The following is an 18,177-nucleotide window of genomic DNA, read 5'->3' on the forward strand; positions in this document are numbered from 1 at the left end:
AAACCCCTGCGGCAGGCGCTGGTTGCTGCCCCGACGGTACCGGGTGGGACCCTGCGGCCACCGCCCACCGGTAGGGGGCGGGGTCGTACGGCCACCGGCACCGGCCACCGGGTGGGCCCGTACGGCCACCGCCCGCCGCACGCCCCGGGCCGCGGCCGGGCCCCCGCCGCCCCCGGGGCCGGAACCGCCCGGCGTCCTCGCCTCCTCCCGCGCCCCGGCCCGCCCGGCTAACGTAGGACGAATGACCAGCGCTACCCCCCGCACCCTCGCCGAGGAGCTCAGGACCCGTTCGGACGACGGGCTCGCCGGGCTGCTGCGGGCCCGCCCCGATCTGCTCAACCCGGTTCCGGGCGATCTGACGCAGCTGGCCACCCGGGCCGGCACCCGGGCCTCGGTGGTGCGGGCGGTGGAGCGGCTGGACACCTTCACCCTCCAGACCGCCGAGGCACTGGCGGTGGCCCCCGACCCCTGCCCGTACGGGACGCTGGCGGCGCTGATGGCCGGCGACGCCGGGGACCCGGCGGTCACCGCGGCGCTCCCCGGGGCGGTGGCGGCGCTGCGTGCCCAGGCGCTGGTGTGGGGGCCGGACGACCGGCTGCGGCTGGTGCGCACCGCCCGCGAACTGCTCACGCCGGGCCCGGCCCGCCCCTCGCCGACCGGTCTGGGCCCGACCGTCGCGGAGGCCACCGCCGGGATGTCGCCGGGCCGGCTCCAGGAGATCCTGGCCGCCGCCGGGCTGGCCGCCACCCACGATCCGGTGTCCGCCGTCGCCGCGCTGACCGGCCTGTTCACCGACCAGGAGCGGATGGCGGCGCTGCTGGACACCGCGCCCGCCGAGGCCGTCGCCGTCCTGGACCGGCTGCTGTGGGGCCCGCCCTACGGGGCGGTCACCGAGCGGCCGGCCGGGCACCTGCGGTGGCTGCTGGACCGCGGTCTGCTGCTCCCGGCGGGCGCCCGCAACGTCGTCCTGCCCCGGGAGGCCGCGCTGCACCTGCGCGGCGGGCGCGCGCACCGCGTCCCCGAGCCGCGGCCGCCCGCCCTCGCGCCGGCCACCACGCGCGATCCACAGGCTGTGGACGGCGCCGCGGCGGGCCAGGCGTTCACCGCGCTGGCCACCGTGGCGGAGCTGCTCAAGGAGTGGGACCTCGGCGGCCCGGCCGTCCTGCGCGCCGGCGGGCTGAGCGTCCGCGACCTGAAGCGGACCGCGGCCGCCCTGGACACCACCGAGCAGCTCGCCGCCTTCTGGCTCGAACTCACCTATGCGGCCGGGCTGATCGCCTCCGACGGCGAGGCCGACGAGCGGTACGCCGCCACCCCGGCCGCCGAGGAGTGGCTCCAGTTGCCGGACCACGAGCGGTGGGCGGTGCTGGCCGCCGCCTGGCTGCCCGCCACCCGCACCCCCGGGGTGGTCGGCACCGCCGACGCCAAGGGCCGCACGCTGGCCGCGCTGGGCCCGCACCTGGACCGCTCCCCGGCCCCCGAGGTCCGGCACCGCGTCCTGACCCTGCTGGCGTCGCTGCCGGCCGGTACGGCCGTCCCGGAGGCGGCGGTGCTGTCCCGGCTGCGCTGGGAGCGGCCGCTGCGGGCCGCCGCCCCGGCCCCGGCGCCCCAGGGCACGGCCCGCTCCGCGCCGTCCGCCGCCCCGGCCGGGCCCGCCGCCTCCGACGACCTGCGCTCCCGGCTCGCCCAATGGGCGCTCACCGAGGCCGAGTTGCTCGGCGTCACCGGCCGCGGTGCCCTGTCCACCCACGGCCGGGCCCTCCTCGGCGCGGCGGACCCCGCCGTTACGGCCCCGGGCACCACGGAGGCCGCGGGTGCCGCGGGTGCCGCCCCGGCCGCCGCCGCGGACACCCCTGCCGCCCCGGCCGCCGCCGCGGACACCCCTGCCACCCCGGCCGTCCCCGGTGCTCCCCCGGCCCCGCCCACGCCCGCCGAGGCGGCCACCGCCGCCGGGCGGGCCGCCGTGCTGCTCGCCCCGCTCCTCCCCGAACCGCTCGACCACGTCCTCCTCCAGGCCGACCTGACCGCCGTCGCCCCGGGCCCGCTGCGCCGCCCGCTGGCCGAGGCGCTCGGCGTCCTGGCCGACATCGAGTCCAAGGGCGGCGCCACGGTCTACCGCTTCACCCCGGGCTCGGTCCGCCGCGCCCTGGACGCCGGCCGGTCCGCCGCCGAACTCCAGGAGTTCCTGGCCACCCACTCCCGCACCCCGGTCCCGCAGCCGCTCGCGTACCTCATCGACGACGTGGCGCGGAAGCACGGCCGGCTGCGGGTCGGCGCGGCCGGCGCGTACGTCCGCTGCGACGACGACGCGCTGCTGTCGGAGATCCTCGCCGACCGCCGCGCCGCCGCCCTGCGGCTGCGCCGCCTCGCCCCGACCGTGCTCGCCTCCCAGACCGCGCCCGACCAACTCCTCGACGGGCTGCGGGCGATGGGCTACGCCCCGGCCGCCGAGTCCGCCGCCGGTGACGTCCTGATCGCCCGCGCCGACGCGTACCGCACCCCGCCCCGTACGGCGCCCGCCCCGGTGCCGGACGGGCCGCCGCCGCCCGACCGGACCCTGCTGGACGCGGCGGTCCGCGCCATCCGGGCCGGCGACCGCGCCGCCACCGCCGCCCGCAAACCCACCGCCACCGCCGCCACCGGCACCGGCACCGGCACCGGCGGCGAACCGGCCGCCGCACCCGCGCCCGGCGCACTGCCCCGCACCACCTCCGCGGAGACCCTGGCCACCGTGCAGGCCGCGGTCCTCACCAGCTCGCCCGTCTGGATCGGCTACGTCAACGCCGACGGCGCCGCCAGCCAGCGGGTGATCGCCCCGGTCCGCGTCGAGGGCGGCTACGTCACGGCCTACGACCACACCTCCGACGAGGTCCGCACCTACGCCCTGCACCGGATCACCGGCGTCGCGGAGCTGGCCGACGACACCGCCTGACACCGCGCCGGACCGGGCCGTCCGGGACCGGGGCGGCTTGTCGGCGCGATGCGGCACACTGGAGGTTTGGCACGTCCGGCCGCCGCGGCGGCCCGCGGGCCGCACGGTTCGGCCCCGGAGAGCGAAAGGCGAGGCGCGTGAACGGACCCCTCATCGTCCAGAGCGACAAGACGCTGCTGCTGGAGGTGGACCACGAGCTGGCGGACGCCTGCCGGCGGGCCATCGCGCCCTTCGCCGAGCTGGAGCGCGCACCGGAGCACATCCACACCTACCGGGTGACGCCGCTGGGCCTGTGGAACGCCCGCGCGGCCGGCCACGACGCCGAGCAGGTCGTGGACGCGCTGGTGCAGTACTCCCGCTATCCGGTGCCGCACGCGCTGCTGGTCGACGTCGCCGAGACCATGTCGCGCTACGGGCGGCTGACGCTCACCAAGCACCCCGCCCACGGCCTGGTGCTGTCCACCACCGACCGCCCCGTCCTGGAGGAGATCCTCCGGTCGAAGAAGGTGCAGCCGCTGGTCGGCGCGCGGATCGACCAGGACGCGGTGGTGGTGCACCCGTCCGAGCGCGGGCAGATCAAGCAGACGCTGCTGAAGCTGGGCTGGCCGGCCGAGGACCTGGCCGGGTACGTGGACGGCGAGGCGCACCCGATCGAGCTGGCCGAGGACGGCTGGGCGCTGCGCCCGTACCAGGCACAGGCCGTGGAGGGCTTCTGGCACGGCGGCTCCGGCGTCGTGGTGCTGCCGTGCGGCGCCGGCAAGACGCTGGTCGGCGCGGGCGCGATGGCGCGGGCCAAGGCGACCACGCTGATCCTGGTGACGAACACCGTCTCGGCCCGCCAGTGGAAGCACGAACTGGTCAGGCGGACGACGCTGACCGAGAGCGAGATCGGCGAGTACAGCGGCACGAAGAAGGAGATCCGGCCGGTCACCATCGCCACGTACCAGGTGCTGACGACCAAGCGGAAGGGCGTCTACCCGCACCTGGAGCTGTTCGACTCCCGCGACTGGGGCCTGATCGTCTACGACGAGGTGCACCTGCTGCCCGCGCCGGTCTTCAAGTTCACCGCCGACCTCCAGGCCCGGCGCCGGCTGGGGCTGACCGCGACGCTGGTGCGCGAGGACGGCCGGGAGTCGGACGTCTTCTCGCTGATCGGGCCGAAGCGGTTCGACGCGCCGTGGAAGGAGATCGAGGCGCAGGGCTACATCGCACCGGCCGACTGCGTCGAGGTGCGGGTGGACCTGACCGACGCGGAGCGGCTGGCGTACGCCACGGCCGAGGCGGAGGAGAAGTACCGCTTCTGCGCGACGACGGACAGCAAGCAGCGGGTGACCGAGGCGCTGGTGCGCCGGCACGCGGGTGAGCAGACCCTCGTCATCGGGCAGTACATCGACCAGCTGGACGAGCTGGGCGAGCACCTCGGCGCTCCGGTGATCAAGGGCGAGACCACCAACGCGCAGCGGGAGAAGCTGTTCGAGGCGTTCCGGCAGGGCGAGCTGTCGGTGCTGGTGGTGTCCAAGGTCGCCAACTTCTCCATCGACCTGCCGGAGGCGACGGTGGCGATCCAGGTGTCGGGCACCTTCGGCTCGCGGCAGGAGGAGGCCCAGCGGCTGGGCCGGGTGCTGCGCCCCAAGGCGGACGGCCACGAGGCCCGCTTCTACTCCGTCGTCGCCCGCGACACCATCGACCAGGACTTCGCCGCCCACCGCCAGCGCTTCCTGGCCGAACAGGGCTACGCCTACCGCATCGTGGACGCCCACGAACTCCTCTCCGGCCCGCGCCCGGGCACCGCTTCGGGCACCGGCGCGGCCACCGCGGGCGGCGCTCCGGACGGTGATCCGGGCGGCGATCCGGGCGGTGATGACGACCTGACATCGGGCGGGGTGGTCTGAGCACGGGGGCTTCAGGGGCCTGAGGGCCTGGGGGCCTGGGCGGCCTGAGGGCCTGAGGGCCGGAGCCTCCGGGTCATGAAGGCCGTGCGGGGTCTGGGGGCGGGGGTGACGGGGGGCGCGTAAGCGTCCGCGCGTCGCCCCCGGGGACCGCGCCCCGCGTCCGTCGGCCGGGCGGTCGGCGTCAGCGGGTGGTGGCCCGGTCCGTCTCGGCCCGGTCCGTGTCGGCCCCGCTCGTGGGGCGGAGGCTGTCGGCGCGCGGTGGGGGGACGCGGCGGGCGGTGGTGCGGGCCCCGGGCGCCGCGGGGCCGGTGGCGGCCGGGCGGGTCCACCAGGCGAGGGCGGCCAGCAGGGCGAGGCCGAGGAGCGGGTAGGGCGCGGCGAGTACCTGCTGCCACCAGGAGAAGTGCAGGGCGAGCGTGCCCCGGTGGTGGACCGCCCACATCGAGCGGGCGGCGAAGGCCACCGCGACGGCGGCGACCAGCGCCCACCGCCACGGGTCGCGCCGGGCGTGCGCGCCCAGCGCGGCCAGCAGCGGAACGCACCAGACCCAGTGGTGCGACCAGCTGATCGGGGAGACCAGCAGCGCCGTGACCGCCGTGGCGAGGACGCCCCAGTGGTCCAGGCCGCGGCGGACGTACAGGCGGCGGGCCACCCACAGGCCGCCGACGCCGGTGACCAGCGCCGCCACCAGCCACCACGCCCCGGGCCCGGTGGTGTGCAGCAGCCGGGCGACCAGCCCCTGGAGGGACTGGTTGTCGACGATCCAGACCTTGCCGACCCGCTGGGTCTCGAACATCCGCCGGGTCCAGAACTCCACACTGGCGCCGGGCAGCACCAGCGCGCCGAGCGCGACCGACACCGCGAACCCGGCGAGCGCACCGGCCGCGGCCCGCACCCGCCCGGTGATCAGCAGATACACCGCGAAGATCGCGGGGGTGAGCTTGACGCCCGCCGCCAGTCCGGTGGCGAAGCCTTTGAGGCGGGCGCCGTCCGGCCGGGAGAGGTCCCACAGCACCAGGCAGGTCAGGGCGAGGTTGATCTGCCCGAAGACCAGGGTCTGAAAGACCGGTTCGAGCCAGAGGCCGAGCGCGGTGGCGACGAGCACGAACGGCGCGGAGTACGCGGCCCGGCGCAGCCCGGCGGCCTTGCCGGAGAGGTGGACCAGCAGCGCCAGGAAAGCGCCGTTGACCAGCACGCAGGCGATTTTGAGGGTGGTCAGGGAGAGCCAGGTGGTGGGGATGAACAGCAGGGCGGCGAAGGGCGGATAGGTGGCGGGCAGGGCCCATTTGGTGACCGTGAAGCCGTAGAGGTCACCGCCGGTGGCGGCGGCCTGGCCCTCGGCGCGGTAGACCTCTATGTCGGACATCGGCAGCTGCACGGCCCGGGAGAGTGCGTAGAGCCCGGCGAAGGACAGGACCAGCAGCGCCGCGGCCATCGCCGGCCGTCCGGGAGCGGCGAGGCTCCGCGCCCAGGTGCGTCTCCACGTCCACGTCCCCGTCCCGTCGGCGGCAGACACCGGTGCCCCTCCTCGTCGCTCCGAGCGCGCGCTCTCTTCGGCGACGCTAGTGGATCGGGACCGACCGTCCGTAACGCTTTCCGGTCAACTGGGGGTCCATGCGGTGGCCGGTCGTCTCCCGCACGGCAGCCGGTGCGCGCCCGGGGCGCGCGGACGGCTCACCCGTCGGCGTACTCCCCCATCACCACCACACTGAACGCGGCGGCCGCGAAGACCTTGACGGCGCGCAGGGCGCCGCCGACCGCGGGGCGGTGCGGGCGGGCACCGGCGGGGGCGGGGCCGCGGGCCGGACCGCCCCGGCCCGGGCGGCGGTGGACGGGGTGGACGGAGGCTGAGGACATCGTTGCGCTGCTCATGCCTCCATCATCGATTTCACGCGATTGGTGCACATCGGCCCACGGTTCGATCTCCCGGCGCCCCCGCATCGGCCTGTGGGCCTACGCCGACCCCTACGGGAGACCTACGGTTCTCAGGGTCGTCCCTCCCCGGTACGGCCCCGGTACGGCACCGGTACGGCCCCGGCCCGGCGCCCGGAAATCCGTTGGCGCGCCCGGAAGGCCGCTGACTACAATCGCGCGCCTGCCTGCCTCCCGACAGAGGAGTGCCGCCGTCCGGTCGGAAACCGGCCGGTCCGCCCACCATGCCGCCGCCCGTCGCCGCACCGGCCGGCATGCCGCGCCATGACCCGCCACCGGAGGCAAGCCCGTGCCCTCGCACGCCCACCGTCCCGCCACGCCGGCCCCGCGCGCCGGAGACCCGCGGCCCGCCCCCACCGGGGCCACCGACCCGCTCCAGCGGGAGCGCGCCCACCTGGCCGCCTCCCGGGCCGCGCTGCGCGCCATGCGGGCGGACGCCGAGTCCCTCAACATCGCCGACGTCACCGCGAACTGGGTCAACGCCGAGGTTCTCCAGGGCGAGATCGACGCCCGCATCAAGTCCCTCGCCGACCTCGCCGGCACCCCGCTGTTCTTCGGCCGCCTCGACTACCTCCACGCCCCCGGCATCGACCTGGCCGAGGGCGCCGCGGGGGAGAGCTTCTACATCGGCCGCCGGCACGTCCACGACGCCGACGGCGACCCGATGGTCATCGACTGGCGCGCCCCGGTCTCCCAGCCGTTCTACCGGGCGTCCACGAAGGACCCGATGGACCTCCGGCTGCGCCGCCGCTTCGGCTACACCGGCGGCGAACTGACCGCCTACGAGGACGAGCACCTCACCGACCCCGCCGAGGCCGCGACCGCCAGCGCGCTCCTCCAGGCCGAGATCGAGCGGCCGCGCGTCGGCCCGATGCGGGACATCGTCGCCACCATCCAGCCCGAGCAGGACGAGATCGTCCGGGCCGGCATCGGCGGCACGGTCTGCGTGCAGGGCGCGCCCGGTACGGGCAAGACCGCGGTGGGCCTGCACCGGGTCGCGTACCTGCTGTACGCCCACCGGGAGCGGCTGGCCCGCTCCGGCACCCTGGTCATCGGCCCGAACCGCTCCTTCCTCCGCTACATCGAGCAGGTCCTCCCGGCCCTGGGCGAGCTGGAGGTCAAGCAGGCCACCATCGACGACCTGGTCGGCCATGTGGAGGTGCGCGGCGCGGACGACGCGGCGGCGGCCACGGTCAAGGGCGACGCGCGGATGGCGGAGGTACTGCGCCGGGCGGTCCGCTCGCACATCGCCCCGCCGCAGGAGCCCTGCGTGGTGGTCCGCGGCTCCCGCCACTGGCGCGTCCCGGCGTACGAACTCGCCGGGATCGTCGAGGAGTTGAAGGGCCGCGAGATCCGCTACGGCGCGGCCCGGGAGGCGCTGCCGCAGCGGATCGCGCACGCCGTGCTGGTCCGGATGGAACAGGCCGGCGAGGCGCCCGACGACCGGGTGCAGGACGCGGTGGCCCGCAGCGCCGCGGTGAAGGCGGCGGTCAAGGCGATCTGGCCGCCGGTCGACCCGGCGAAGCTGGTGCTGCGGCTGCTGGGCGACCCCGATTTCCTCGCCGAGCACGCCGAAGGGGTCCTCACCCCGGAGGAGCAGAAGACGATCCTGTGGCCGAAGCCGCCGCGCAGCGTCCGCAGCGCCCGGTGGTCCCCGGCCGACGCGGTGCTGATCGACGAGGCGACGGACCTGGTGACCCGTACGCACTCGCTGGGCCATGTGGTCCTGGACGAGGCGCAGGACCTCTCCCCCATGCAGTACCGGGCGGTGGGCCGGCGCTGCACCACGGGCTCGGCGACGATCCTGGGCGACATCGCCCAGGGCACCACCCCGTGGGCCACCGACTCCTGGGAGCAGGCCCTGGCCCACCTGGGCAAGCCGGGGTCCGCCGTCGAGGAGCTGACCCAGGGCTTCCGCGTCCCCCGGGAGGTCATCGCCTACGCGTCCCGGCTGCTGCCCGCGATCGCCCCGGACCTCGCCGAGGCGACCTCGATCCGCGAGGCCGCGGGCGACTTCGCGATCCGCCGGGTGCCGGCCGCCGACCTGGACGCGGCCGTCCTGGCCGCCTGCCGGGAGGCGCTCGGCAAGGAGGGGTCGATCGGCCTGATCGCGGCGGACGCCCGGATCCCGGTGCTCCGCGCGGCCCTGGCGGAAGCCGGTATCGGCGCGCTGGCCCCGGGGGCGGAGACCTCCGCGGAGGCCCGGCTGACGCTGGTCCCGGCCACGCTCGCCAAGGGCCTGGAGTACGACTACGTGGTGCTGGACGAGCCGGCGGCGATCGTCGACGGCGAACCGGACGAGCGGACCGGCCTGCGCCGCCTCTACGTCTGCCTGACCCGCCCGGTCTCCGGCCTGACCGTCGTCCACGCCGCCGGCCTGCCGGAGCAGCTCGGGGAGGCCCGTCAGGGCGGGGAGGGCCGGCAGCGCGAGGAGGGCCATCGGCGCGGGGACGCGGAGCGGCTTCGGGGCGCCTGATCCGGCGGTGACGGCCGGGGCCCGGCCCCCGGCGCCGGGAGGTGCGGGGCCCGGGTACCGGACCGGTAGGAACGGGGGCGCGGGTACCGGTGACGCGGGGGCGTGCGCCGGGGCCGTGCGGACCGCCGCCCGGGCGCGCGCCCGCCTGTCCCGGCCGCCCCGCGCCTCCCGGGCGCCGCCTCGTCCGTCTCAGACCCCCGCCGCCACCGGCGCGTCCAGCGCGGCCCGCCACTCCCGTACGGCCGCCGCGTCCACCGGAGCGGCCCAGCCCCCGGGGCGGGCGGCGCCGCCGATGTGGAAGGCGTCCAGCCCGGCCGCCCGCAGCTCCGGCAGGTGGTCGAGCCGGAGCCCGCCGCCGACCAGGATCCGCGGCGCGTACCCCGGTTCGCCGGCCTCCCGGCGGGCCTGCTCGGCGACGAGCGTGGCGAGCCCCGCACCGACGCCGTCCGCGGACCCGGCCGTCAGGTAGGTGTCGAGCCCGGCCGCGTGCCCGGAGCCCGCCAGCTCCCGGCGCAGCGCGTCCCGGTCGGCGGCCCGGTCGATGGCCCGGTGGAAGGTCCACCGGCAGCCGCCGACCACCTCGGCCAGCGCCGCGACCGCGGCGAGGTCCGGCCGCCCGTCCGGCGTCAGGAAGCCCAGGACGAACTCGTCGGCCCCCTCCGCCCGCAGCGCCCCGGCCTCCGCGCACAGCGCGTCCAGCCGGCCCGCGGCGAATCCGTCGGCGGCCCGCAGCATCACCCGCAGCGGGATGCCGACGGCCGCGCGGATCGCGGCGAAGGTGGCGCGCGGCGGCGTCAGCCCGTCGGCCGCCATGTCCGCGACCAGTTCCAGGCGGTCGGCACCGCCCGCCTGCGCGGCGACCGCGTCCTCGGGACCGAGCGCGATCACCTCCAGGAGCGCGCGCTGATTCATACGACCCAACCTTCCGACGGCGCGACGAGGCGACCGACAAGACGACGACACCCACAACAGGTCTAGTCCAATATCCCACCCTAAGCGCTCCCCGTCCGCCGCACCGCCCCCTCACCCCCGACGCGACCGAAAAACCACCCGCCCCCACCCCTCCGGCCCCTCCGAAACCACCCCATGGCGCGAGTGTGGATCAGCACCCACATGGGTAACACGCCTTTCCCATAAGGGCGTTGACCGGACCGCCACGCCCCTGGCAGAGCACGGAGACCCAGCATGCCCGACCTTGCGACCGTATCCGCCGAAATCGCCCCTTACCTCGCCCTGGCCGCCAACAGCCTGGGCACCTCCGTCCTCACCGCCGCCCAGGACCGGATCGCCGAACGCACCGTGACCGCCGGCGAGGGCTTCTTCCGCCGCCTGCTGCACCGCCGCGACGGCGCCCCCGCCGCCCTCGACGCCCCCGCCACCGACCGGCCACCGCTCGACACCGACTGCGCCGACGCCCTGGACGAGATGCTGGCCGCCCTCGACGACCACGACCGCCGGCTGCTCGCCACCGCCCTTCGCGCCTGGCTGCGCTCACCCGCCGCCGACCGCGACGCCGGCCACTTCCGCGACCACGTCGACCGGCTCGCCACCGCCCCCCGGACCGCCCACCACCACCCCACCACCTACGGCGACCACTCCATCGCCGCCGGCGAGATCCACGGCACGATCAACTTCGGAGGCGCCCCCCGCCCCCGGGACGACGCATGAGCACCCCCGAACCCCCGCGCGACATCCACAACAGCCCCACCACCCACGGCGACCACTCCATCGCCGCCGGAACCATCCGCAACGTCGTCATCCGCTGGGCGCTCCAGCACCCCAGCGCCAGCTGGCTGCCCCTGCTCCTGGCCTGCGCCGCCGTCGTTCTCGCCGGCACGGCCTGGCCCGACGGCCCGGCCGCCCAGTACGCCCTGTGGGGCACGCTGACCGCCGTCTCCCTCGGCACCGCCACGGCCCGCGTCCTCGTCCGCCGCCCCGATGACGCCCGCCGCGCCGCCGTCCTCTCCCTCGCCTCCGTCCTGGCCACCGTCGGCGGCTGGCTGGCCTTCCGGGACGTCGCCACCCACGGCGAGATCGACGCCACCGGCACGGTCACCCCCCAGGTGCGGCGGTCCCTGGCCGACGGCGCCCACGTCACCCTGACCCTGCACACCACCGCCCCCGAGGACACCCGCAACGCCCTCCGCCTCACCCTGGCCATCGACGACAGCGACCCGGCCGCCCCGACCTGCCGCCCGGACTCCTCGGCACAGGTCTCGCTGCTCTCCTCCGGCCTCGTCGACCAGCACGAGGTCCGCCCCGGCGACACCGCCGCCTTCTCCCTCGGCGGACAGGTCAGCACCGTACGGATCGACATCCGGCTCGTCACCGCCCGCGGCTGCCTCATGGACCTCCGCGCCACCCGGGCCACCCTCTACGACGAGTGAACGCCCCGACCGGAAGAACCCCACGCGACACCCGGCCGGAAGCCACCGGAAACCAAAAGGAAAACCGGGCCGGAAACCGAGGGGGAAGCCGGCCGGGAAACCCCTCCGAAAACCGGTCGGAAACCTGCCGAACAACACCGGGACAACCACCGGAGCAACCACCGGAGCAACCGCACCACGAAACGGGGAACCCATGACCGCACGCCGCACCGGAACGGCAGCATTACTCACCCTCACCGCCCTCGCCGCGACCGCCACCGCCTGCGGCTCCGCCGACTCCGCAAACACCTCCCTCTTCGCCTCAGGACGGGTCTCGGTCGGCGTGAAGAGCGACCAGCCCGGCACCAGCAAACTCGACCACTACCAGCCCCTCGGCTTCGACATCACCCTCGCCAACCGCCTCCTCAAGAAACTCGGCGCGGAACCGGATTTCGGCGCCGTACCGTCCGAGGACCGCAGCACCGTCCTCACCGGAAAGAAGAAAGACCTGGTCATCGCAACCTTCTCGATCACCACCGAGCGCATGGCCGACCTCGACTTCGTCGGCCCCTACGCCACCACCAACCAAGGCGTCATGGTCCGCAAGAACGACCCCCGCATCACCAAACCCGCCGACCTCAACGGCAAATACGTCTGCGCCTGGCCCGGCACCACCTCCGCCGACACCCTCAAGAAAATGTCCAGCAGCATCAAGGTCTACGAAGCCCCCGACGCCTCCAGCTGCATCGAGGACCTGGAAAAACGGAAAACCGCCGACGCGGTCTCCACCGACCAGATGATCCTCTACGGATTCACCCAGGAACACCCGGACCTCCGCGTCGTCCCCCACGTCACCCTCGGCCCGCTGAACCGCTACGGAATCGCCATGGACAAAGGCCACCGGGACGACTGCCGCGCGCTCCTGGACGCCCTGCGCGATTACCTCACCGGCAGCGACTGGTCCCAGGACTTCGCCGCCGCCCTCCCCGCCATTCCCCGCGCCGACCCCCTCTGGGAAAGCCACTACAAACCCCGCGTGGACACCCTCGACGCCTACTCCTGCCGTGACAAACCCGCCCCCTGACCGGGCACAATGACCCCCATGACCGAGCCCCGCACCGCCCTGGCCGGCCGCTGGGCCGCCACCGTCGACCGGGCCCGCGGCCACCGGGACGGCCCCGACCCGGCCCCGTACGCCGCCAACCTCCTCCGCCGCTGGGCCGAACCGCAGCGCCGCTACCACACCACCGACCACCTCACCGCGGTCCTCGACCGGATCGACGAACTCGCCGACCACGCCGACGACCTGCCCGCCGTCCAACTGGCGGCGTGGTTCCACGACGCCGTCTACCGCCCCGAACGCTCCGAGAACGAGGAACGCAGCGCCGCCCTCGCCGAACGCGCCCTGCCCGAACTCGGCCTCGACCCGGCCCGCACCGCCGAGGTCGCCCGCCTGGTCCGCCTCACCGTCACCCACGACCCGGCCCCCGGCGACCGCAACGGCGCGGTACTGTGCGACGCCGACCTCGCCGTCCTGGCCGGCACCCCGGAGGCGTACGCCGCCTACGCCGCCGCCGTCCGCGCCGAGTACGACTTCGTACCCGACCCCGACTTCCGCACCGGACGCGCCGCCGTCCTCCGCCAACTCCTCGCCCTCCCCCGCCTGTTCCGGACCCCGCCGGCGCACGACCGCTGGGAGGAGCCGGCCCGCCGCAACCTCACCACGGAACTGGCCCTCCTGGACAGCGGCCGCAGCTGACCGGGCCGCCACCCGCCCGCCTGCCCCCGGCGGGACGTTGCGGCGACCGCAGGACGGCCGGGCACCGGTGACGCCCCGCGCGGCACCGACGTGGCGCAGGCCACCACCCCCACCAGGAATGCCCACCACCCCCGCGCCGTTGGCACCTGTTATGCCAGCACCATCCGCCGCCCCCGCCCGCGCCCGCCTCCCGATAGCCGTCTACGTCCTCGGACTGTCCGTATTCGCCCTGGGCACCAGCGAGTTCATGCTCTCCGGCATCCTCCAGCCGCTCGCCCGCGATCTGTCGGTCTCCATCCCCCAGGCCGGACTGCTGGTCTCCGCCTTCGCCATCGGCATGGTCGTCGGCGCGCCCGTACTGGCCGGCGCGACGCTCCGCCTGCCGCGCCGCACCACCCTCATCGCCCTCCTCGCGGTCTTCGGCCTCGGCCAGGCCGCGGGCGCCCTGGCCCCCAGCTACGGCGTCCTCTTCGCCTCCCGCGTGGTCAGCGCCCTGGCCTGCGCCGGCTTCTGGGCGGTGGGCGCGGCCGTGGCGGTCTCGCTCGTACCGGTCAACGCCCGGGCCCGCGCCATGGCGGTGATGGTCGGCGGCCTAAGCATCGCCAACATCGCCGGGGTCCCGGCCGGCGCGCTGCTCGGCCAGCACGCCGGGTGGCGCTCCGCCTTCTGGGCCGTCGCCGTGCTCTCCGCGGTCGGCCTGGTCGGCGTCATCGCGCTCGTACCGCGCACGGAGGTGCCGACCGGCGAGGACCGCCCGCAGCTCCGCCGTGAGCTGACCATCTACAAGGACAAGCAGGTCTGGCTGGCGCTGATCGCCACCGCGATGAACGGCGCCGCGGTCTTCGCGCTCTTCTCGTACCTCTCCCCGCTGCTCACCGACACCGCGGGGCTCGCCGAGAGCTGGGTGCCGACGGTGCTCGCGCTGTTCGGTGTGGGTGCGCTGATCGGGACGTTCATCGGCGGCCGGATCGCCGACGCCCACCTCTTCGCCACCCTTTTCGGCGGCATCTCCGCCTCCACGGTCGTCCTCGCCCTCCTGGCCCTGACCGCGCACAGCCCGATCGCCGCCGTCGCGCTCTCCCTGATGCTCGGCGTCACCGCGTTCACCACGGCCCCGGCCCTGAACGCCCGGATGTTCAACGTGGCGAACGCGGCCCCCACCCTCGCCGGCGCCACCACCACCGCCGCCTTCAACGTCGGCAACACCCTCGGCCCCTGGCTGGGCGGCCTGACCATCAGCGCCGGCTGGGGCTACCCCGCCGTCGCCTGGACCGGCTCGGCCCTGGCCGCCGTCGCCGTCCTCACCACGGCCCTCGCCTTCCGCCTCCACCGCGCCACCGCCCACTCCCGCGTCATCGCCACCTCCAGCCCGGCAGCCGTCCAGCCGGCCGCCACACCGGAGACGGAGCGGGCGTAACGGGGAGGACGTGAAGAGGGGAGGCGGAACGGGGGCTCCCTTCCCCCCGGGGGGCCGCCCCCACCCCCCACCCCCCCGCGCCCCCTCACCTCCCCTTGGGCCGGCGCAGCCCCGCCTGCGTCAGGCGGCGCACCAGCTCCTTCGACCCGACCTCCACCGCGCCGGCCCGTACGGCATCGTCATACCGTTCGGCCGGCACGTCGTAGTGGTCGCGCTCGAAGGCCCGCCGCGGCGCGCCTATCCGGGCCGCGAAGCGGTGCAGTTCGTCGAACGACCGGTCGCTGACCAGGTGCGACCACATCCGGCCGTGCCCGGGCCAGGTGGGCGGGTCTATGTAGACCGCCACCTCAGCCCTCCGCCGGCGTGCGCAGCCGCCCGACCGGGGCGACGGCGACGGCTGTCTTCGGGCACACCCAGTGCGGGTCCGGCCCCAACTCCGGTTCCACGCCAAGGGCGTGGGGGTCGTCCGACTCCGTGCACACCGGGCACAGCGGCCAGCGCCCGTACCGCTCCAGCAGCGCGTCCTGGACGTCCTGCGCTATCAGTCCCGCGACGAACGGCGCACCGTCTGGCCACTGCTCCACCCACCATCGACGGTGGGTGACGGCGTCCTCGACGAGCGAGACGATCGCGGCGTCGGCGACGTCGTCCGCCATCAGGTCGGCGAGCACCAGTGCCCGCGCGGCGTGCAATGCCTGTTCCAGCTCCATGTCCTCATTCTCGCGCGGTCCGGCCGGGGCGCCGAAGTTATCCACAGGCGGGGCGGTGGGCCGTCCGCGGTCTGTCCACAGCACTCACGCAGGGTATTGACGCCTCAACCGGCCTGAAAATACCTTTCAGACATGAGTAGCGGAGTGAAGGAAACTTTCAGCAGGAGGTCGGCGACGGCCCCGGCCCCGCCGGCCCCCGCGGCCCTCGCCGCCAAGGTCCGTACGCTCGCGCCCACGATGACGCGGTCCATGCAGCGAGTGGCGGAGACGGTCGCCGCCGACCCGGCCGGCTGCGCCGCGCTCACCGTCACCGGCCTCGCCGAACGCACCGGCACCAGCGAGGCCACCGTCGTCCGCACCTCCCGCCTCCTGGGCTATCCCGGCTACCGCGATCTGCGGCTCGCCCTCGCCGCCCTCGCCGCCCAGCAGGCCACCGGCAGCGCCCCCGCCGTGACGGCGGACATAGCGGTCGACGATTCACTGATCGACGTCATCGCCAAGCTCGCGCAGGAAGAGCAGCAGTGCCTCGCCGACACCGCCGCCGCGCTGGACGTCACCCAGCTCGAAGCGGCCGTCGCCGCCCTCTCCTCCGCCCGCCGCATCGACGTCTACGGCATAGGGGCCTCCAACCTCGTCGCGCAGGACCTCGTCCAGAAGCTGCTGCGCATCGGCCTGATCGCCCACGCCCACTCCGACCCCCACCTCGCGGTGACGAACGCGGTGCAGATGCGGGCCCGCGACGTGGCCATCGCGATCACCCACTCGGGGCGGACCACCGACGTCATAGAGCCCCTGCGGGTCGCCTTCGACCACGGCGCGACGACGATCGCCATCACCGGCCGCCCCGACGGCGAGATCGCCGCCTACGCCGACCACATCCTCACCACCTCCACGGCCCGCGAGAGCGAGCTGCGCCCCGCCGCCATGTCCTCCCGCACCAGCCAACTCCTCGTCGTGGACTGCCTGTTCATAGGGGTGGCCCAGCGCACCTACGAAACCGCCGCCCCCGCCCTCTCCGCCTCCTACGAGGCCCTCGCGCACCGCCACAACCCCCACCACTGAGCCCTGAGCACCACGCCGCGCCACCGCGCCCCGCCGCGGACGGCCGCGCCGCCGGCTGGCCCCGCCGCCCCAGCGGCCCCCGGCGGGCAGCCGACCCGAAGCGGCGCCCCGGCGCGGCAGCCGGCAGCGGCGCGGCACCCACCGGCGCCCAGCCGGGCACGCCACCGCACCCGAGGAGCCACCCATGCCGTCCCCCGACCCCCACTACGCGAGCCTGCGCACCCAGCTGGAAACCCTCGCCACCGAGGCGTTCCGCCCCGACCTCGCCGACATCGACCGCCGCTCCACCCTCGACATCGCGCGCCTGATGAACGACGAGGACGCCACCGTCCCCGCCGCCGTCGCCGAACGCCTCCCCCAGATCGCCGCCGCCATCGACGCCACCGCCGCCCGCATGACCCGCGGCGGCCGCCTGATCTACGCCGGCGCCGGCACGGCCGGCCGCCTCGGCGTGCTGGACGCCAGCGAGTGCCCGCCCACCTTCAACACCGACCCGTCCGAGGTCCTCGGTCTGATCGCGGGCGGCCCTCCCGCCATGGTCACCGCCGTCGAGGGCGCGGAGGACAGCAAGGAGCTGGCCGCCGCCGACCTGACCGCGATCGCCATCGCCGACCGGGACGTGGTCGTCGGTGTCTCCGCCTCCGGCCGCACCCCTTACGCCGTCGGCGCGGTCGAACACGCCCGGGCCGTCGGCGCGCTCACCATCGGCCTGTCCTGCAACGCCGACTCCGCCCTCGCCTCGGCCGCCGAACACGGCATCGAGATCGTCGTCGGCCCCGAGCTGATCACCGGCTCCACCCGCCTGAAGGCCGGCACCGCCCAGAAGCTCGTCCTCAACATGATCTCCACGATCACGATGATCCGGCTGGGCAAGACCTACGGGAATCTGATGGTCGACGTCCGCGCCTCCAACGACAAGCTGCGGGCCCGCTCACGCCGCATCGTCGCACTCGCCACCGGCGCCTCCGACCTGGAGATCGAGTCCGCCCTCGACGCCACGGGCGGCGAGGTGAAGCATGCCATCCTCGTCCTCCTGGGCGGCGTCACCGCCCCCGAGGCCGACCGCCTCCTCCACACGGCCAAGGGCCACCTCCGCACCGCCCTCCGGTCCACCCCGGCCCGCACCCCCGCCACCTGACCTGCCGTCACCCGTCCCACCGACGCCCCACCGACTGCAAGGCGCCACACATGACCGAAGACAAGCACCGCGCCACCGCCGCCGCGCTCCTCCCCCTTGTCGGCGGCGCCGGCAACGTCACCTCCGTCGCCCACTGCATGACCCGCCTCCGCCTGGGCATCCGGGACCGCTCCCGCATCCAGGACGACGCCCTCAAGGCCCTCCCCGCCGTCCTGGGCGTCGTCGAGGACGACACCTACCAGATCGTCCTCGGCCCCGGCGCGGTCGCCCGCATCACTCCCGAATTCGAACGCCTCCTGACCCAACCCCACCATCCCGCCACCCCCGATAACCCTCCGCAGGAACTAATCACTCTCCGTAATCGTTGCCGTAAAGAGGAAGAAAGCGGCGCCCCCACGGCCCCAGCACAACCCGCCCCTAACACCCCATCCGCATCCGCACCCGCACCCGCACCCGCACCCGACCCAACCACCCCGACCAACAACCCCACCCC

16 protein-coding genes are annotated in these 18,177 nt (G+C 75.3%); 11 read left to right on the forward strand and 5 right to left on the reverse strand.

Translation table 11 applies throughout. From position 1 onward, the window contains the following. Positions 1-241 precede the first annotated feature (241 nt). Together MUU72_RS32450 and MUU72_RS32455 are read left to right on the forward strand one after the other, a co-directional pair. Positions 242-2,932, forward strand: a complete 2,691-nt coding sequence (locus MUU72_RS32450; RefSeq protein WP_248017036.1) for a helicase C-terminal domain-containing protein — start codon at positions 242-244, stop codon at positions 2,930-2,932. A 137-nt stretch (positions 2,933-3,069) separates the two neighbouring features. After that, the gene (locus MUU72_RS32455) at positions 3,070-4,824 is read left to right on the forward strand and encodes a DNA repair helicase XPB (RefSeq protein ID WP_248017037.1); all 1,755 of its coding nucleotides are present in this window, start codon (positions 3,070-3,072) and stop codon (positions 4,822-4,824) included. A 181-nt stretch (positions 4,825-5,005) separates the two neighbouring features. On the opposite strand, the gene MUU72_RS32460 is transcribed toward MUU72_RS32455, so the two are convergent. Next, complete coding sequence (locus tag MUU72_RS32460; RefSeq protein WP_248017038.1) at positions 5,006-6,340, reverse strand: glycosyltransferase 87 family protein; 1,335 nt, start codon at positions 6,338-6,340, stop codon at positions 5,006-5,008. 158 nt (positions 6,341-6,498) lie between these two features. Continuing rightward, complete coding sequence (locus MUU72_RS32465; protein ID WP_248017039.1) at positions 6,499-6,696, reverse strand: hypothetical protein; 198 nt, start codon at positions 6,694-6,696, stop codon at positions 6,499-6,501. Between the two features lie 349 nt (positions 6,697-7,045). Between MUU72_RS32465 and MUU72_RS32470 the strand changes: the two genes are divergently transcribed. Beyond that, positions 7,046-9,232 (forward strand): HelD family protein, encoded by a 2,187-nt coding sequence (locus MUU72_RS32470; RefSeq protein WP_248017040.1) that lies wholly within the window; start codon positions 7,046-7,048, stop codon positions 9,230-9,232. 189 nt (positions 9,233-9,421) lie between these two features. On the opposite strand, the gene MUU72_RS32475 is transcribed toward MUU72_RS32470, so the two are convergent. Further along, positions 9,422-10,144: a copper homeostasis protein CutC gene (locus MUU72_RS32475; RefSeq protein WP_248017041.1), complete on the reverse strand. Its 723-nt coding sequence runs from the start codon at positions 10,142-10,144 to the stop codon at positions 9,422-9,424. A 273-nt stretch (positions 10,145-10,417) separates the two neighbouring features. Between MUU72_RS32475 and MUU72_RS32480 the strand changes: the two genes are divergently transcribed. From MUU72_RS32480 to MUU72_RS32500, 5 genes are all read left to right on the forward strand, one after another. Further along, positions 10,418-10,900: a hypothetical protein gene (locus MUU72_RS32480; RefSeq protein ID WP_248017042.1), complete on the forward strand. Its 483-nt coding sequence runs from the start codon at positions 10,418-10,420 to the stop codon at positions 10,898-10,900. After that, positions 10,897-11,619, forward strand: a complete 723-nt coding sequence (locus MUU72_RS32485) for a hypothetical protein (RefSeq protein WP_248017043.1) — start codon at positions 10,897-10,899, stop codon at positions 11,617-11,619. The genes MUU72_RS32480 and MUU72_RS32485 overlap by 4 nt, the downstream gene beginning before the upstream one ends. A gap of 193 nt (positions 11,620-11,812) precedes the next feature. Beyond that, entirely contained in the window at positions 11,813-12,682 is an 870-nt protein-coding gene (locus MUU72_RS32490; RefSeq protein WP_248017044.1) for a transporter substrate-binding domain-containing protein, read from the forward strand. Positions 12,683-12,700: 18 nt separating this feature from the next. Beyond that, positions 12,701-13,357, forward strand: coding sequence for an HD domain-containing protein (locus MUU72_RS32495; protein ID WP_248017045.1), 657 nt, complete (start codon positions 12,701-12,703; stop codon positions 13,355-13,357). A gap of 151 nt (positions 13,358-13,508) precedes the next feature. Beyond that, the gene (locus MUU72_RS32500) at positions 13,509-14,774 is read left to right on the forward strand and encodes a Cmx/CmrA family chloramphenicol efflux MFS transporter (protein ID WP_248017046.1); all 1,266 of its coding nucleotides are present in this window, start codon (positions 13,509-13,511) and stop codon (positions 14,772-14,774) included. Between the two features lie 85 nt (positions 14,775-14,859). On the opposite strand, the gene MUU72_RS32505 is transcribed toward MUU72_RS32500, so the two are convergent. Further along, complete coding sequence (locus tag MUU72_RS32505) at positions 14,860-15,120, reverse strand: DUF4031 domain-containing protein (protein WP_248017047.1); 261 nt, start codon at positions 15,118-15,120, stop codon at positions 14,860-14,862. A 1-nt stretch (position 15,121) separates the two neighbouring features. Beyond that, entirely contained in the window at positions 15,122-15,484 is a 363-nt protein-coding gene (locus tag MUU72_RS32510) for a DUF8819 family protein (RefSeq protein ID WP_248017048.1), read from the reverse strand. Between the two features lie 132 nt (positions 15,485-15,616). Here MUU72_RS32510 and MUU72_RS32515 point away from each other — a divergent pair, with 132 nt between their 5' ends. From MUU72_RS32515 to MUU72_RS32525, 3 genes are all read left to right on the forward strand, one after another. Further along, positions 15,617-16,546, forward strand: coding sequence for a MurR/RpiR family transcriptional regulator (locus MUU72_RS32515; protein WP_248017049.1), 930 nt, complete (start codon positions 15,617-15,619; stop codon positions 16,544-16,546). Positions 16,547-16,730: 184 nt separating this feature from the next. After that, the gene (gene murQ, locus MUU72_RS32520; protein WP_248017050.1) at positions 16,731-17,684 is read left to right on the forward strand and encodes an N-acetylmuramic acid 6-phosphate etherase; all 954 of its coding nucleotides are present in this window, start codon (positions 16,731-16,733) and stop codon (positions 17,682-17,684) included. A 50-nt stretch (positions 17,685-17,734) separates the two neighbouring features. Further along, positions 17,735-18,177: PTS glucose/sucrose transporter subunit IIB (locus MUU72_RS32525; protein WP_248017051.1), on the forward strand; the 443-nt coding region annotated here is incomplete at its 3' end.

It is taken from the genome of Streptomyces rhizoryzae, assembly GCF_023155275.1.
In the GTDB taxonomy this organism is placed as follows: Bacteria; Actinomycetota; Actinomycetes; order Streptomycetales; family Streptomycetaceae; genus Streptomyces; species Streptomyces rhizoryzae.

Coding starts and splice junctions, on each gene's coding strand:
- MUU72_RS32500 (WP_248017046.1), top strand. CDS start 13,509: ATGCCAGCACCATCCGCCGCCCCCGCCCGCGCCCGCCTCCCGATAGCC.
- MUU72_RS32510 (WP_248017048.1), bottom strand. CDS start 15,484: ATGGAGCTGGAACAGGCATTGCACGCCGCGCGGGCACTGGTGCTCGCC.
- MUU72_RS32495 (WP_248017045.1), top strand. CDS start 12,701: ATGACCGAGCCCCGCACCGCCCTGGCCGGCCGCTGGGCCGCCACCGTC.
- MUU72_RS32515 (WP_248017049.1), top strand. CDS start 15,617: ATGAGTAGCGGAGTGAAGGAAACTTTCAGCAGGAGGTCGGCGACGGCC.
- MUU72_RS32490 (WP_248017044.1), top strand. CDS start 11,813: ATGACCGCACGCCGCACCGGAACGGCAGCATTACTCACCCTCACCGCC.
- MUU72_RS32480 (WP_248017042.1), top strand. CDS start 10,418: ATGCCCGACCTTGCGACCGTATCCGCCGAAATCGCCCCTTACCTCGCC.
- MUU72_RS32465 (WP_248017039.1), bottom strand. CDS start 6,696: ATGAGCAGCGCAACGATGTCCTCAGCCTCCGTCCACCCCGTCCACCGC.
- MUU72_RS32450 (WP_248017036.1), top strand. CDS start 242: ATGACCAGCGCTACCCCCCGCACCCTCGCCGAGGAGCTCAGGACCCGT.
- murQ (WP_248017050.1), top strand. CDS start 16,731: ATGCCGTCCCCCGACCCCCACTACGCGAGCCTGCGCACCCAGCTGGAA.
- MUU72_RS32475 (WP_248017041.1), bottom strand. CDS start 10,144: ATGAATCAGCGCGCGCTCCTGGAGGTGATCGCGCTCGGTCCCGAGGAC.
- MUU72_RS32485 (WP_248017043.1), top strand. CDS start 10,897: ATGAGCACCCCCGAACCCCCGCGCGACATCCACAACAGCCCCACCACC.